Here is a 1,701-nt window from a genome sequence, read left to right on the forward strand (position 1 = left end):
AGAACATAATAAATATTATATATTTATTATGTTCTTTTTCATTTTTTGCTTGACATTAATATTAACAAAAAAGTATTATAAATAAAATTAATATATATATTAGGAAAGATGAAAGTGAGTGATTATAAAATGGAGAAGGGACTTATTCATATATATTGTGGTGATGGAAAAGGAAAGACTACAGCAGCGATGGGCTTAGCTATAAGAGCTGCAGGTAGAAAGAAGAAAGTTTTTATAACCCAATTTCTAAAAAGTGGGAAAAGTGGAGAATTAATATCATTAGAAGAATTACAAGAATATATAACTTTTATGCCGGGAAAGCCAGTAAATAAATTTGTTTGGAATATGAATGAAGATGAAAAGAAGCAAGCCAAATTAGAGCATACAGAACGATTCAAAGAGATTATAAAAATAATGAATAATGAAAATTATGATTTATTAATTTTAGATGAAATTATAGCAACTATAAATAATGATTTTATTGAGTTAAAAGATGTAATTGAATTCTTAAAAAATAAGCCTAATGGATTAGAAGTTGTTATGACAGGAAGAGATCCTAAGAATGAACTTATAGAACTTGCTAATTATGTTACTGAAATGAAATGTATAAAGCATCCTTTTAAAAAAGGAGTACCATCAAGAGTAGGAATAGAATTATAATATAAAAATTTTAACTTTTAAATAATTTTATGTTAAGATATAATTAGTAAACGACTTATAATTTTGATAAGTTTAAGTAATTTTAAATAATAAAGTATTTAAGAAGAGAAAAAAGGAGTAACAAATGAGAGCTGTTTATAGAAATCCAAAAGAACTTGCAACTAAATTAAAGGATTTAGTAGATTTATATCAAGATTATTTATTAGCATATGAAAAGCTAGAAGCTACAATAGTAACAATGATAAAAGCTAATGATGACAGAATATATAAAAATGGATTTATGCCAACAAAGTTAATAAGTGCTATAGGGGAAGAAAGAAAAAGCATAATTGATAAAATTGCACAAGAAAATAATCTATAATAGATATGATAATGAAACTTTAGAAGGTGTTATTAATTTTTTAATAATACTATCTAAAGTTTTTATTTATATAAAAGCTAAGAAATTTACGTAAATACGATAATAATATTATTATATTTCTAATAAAAATTATATATAAATACTTTTTAAGGAGTTTTGTGTATGATTAAAATATTTGGCATTGGAAATGTATTATTAAGTGATGATGGAATTGGTGTAAGAATAGTAGAACACTTAAGAGATAAATTAATGGATTTAAACGATTATTATAAGCAATATGATGAAGAGATAGCTGTTATTATAGGTGAAAATGATTATTTATATTGCTTGAATAATATAAAAGAAGATGATTATATAATAATTATTGATGCAACTTGTTTTATGATAAAACCAGCAACAGTAACAATAAGAAATTTAAAAGAATGTGATGAATTTATAGAAGGCGATTTTATAGGTGAATTATCAACGCATGAAGAAAGTTTCTTAAATTCAGTAAGAAGAGAGAAAAATAACATAGATGGATGGTTAATTGGGATAGAGGTAAGTAAGATAGATTATAGCTTACAATTATCTAAAGAATTATCGAAAAAATTTAATTTTATTTCTTACAGTGTGTTTAATAAAATAATAGAGATAATAAATAGAAAATTAAGTGAAATTGGTGTTAGTATAAAGTAGTG

The 1,701-nt window shown here is 23.3% G+C and carries 3 protein-coding genes; all 3 read left to right on the forward strand.

The genetic code is table 11. The features are described 5' to 3' along the window. Positions 1–108: 108 nt before the first annotated feature. The 3 genes from HMPREF0216_RS07770 to HMPREF0216_RS07780 all read left to right on the forward strand — a co-directional run bounded on the left by HMPREF0216_RS07770 (position 109) and on the right by HMPREF0216_RS07780 (position 1,699). A complete protein-coding gene (locus tag HMPREF0216_RS07770) occupies positions 109–660 on the forward strand; it encodes a cob(I)yrinic acid a,c-diamide adenosyltransferase (RefSeq protein ID WP_005213294.1) in 552 nt (183 codons plus the stop codon). Positions 661–784: 124 nt separating this feature from the next. Then, complete coding sequence (locus tag HMPREF0216_RS07775) at positions 785–1,021, forward strand: TIGR04540 family protein (RefSeq protein WP_005213298.1); 237 nt, start codon at positions 785–787, stop codon at positions 1,019–1,021. A gap of 162 nt (positions 1,022–1,183) precedes the next feature. Continuing rightward, on the forward strand, positions 1,184–1,699 hold the full coding sequence (locus HMPREF0216_RS07780) for a hydrogenase maturation protease (protein WP_005213299.1): 516 nt from the start codon (positions 1,184–1,186) through the stop codon (positions 1,697–1,699). Positions 1,700–1,701: the final 2 nt, after the last annotated feature.

Origin of the sequence: Clostridium celatum DSM 1785 (assembly GCF_000320405.1) — a bacterium.
Lineage (GTDB): Bacteria > Bacillota > Clostridia > Clostridiales > Clostridiaceae > Clostridium > Clostridium celatum.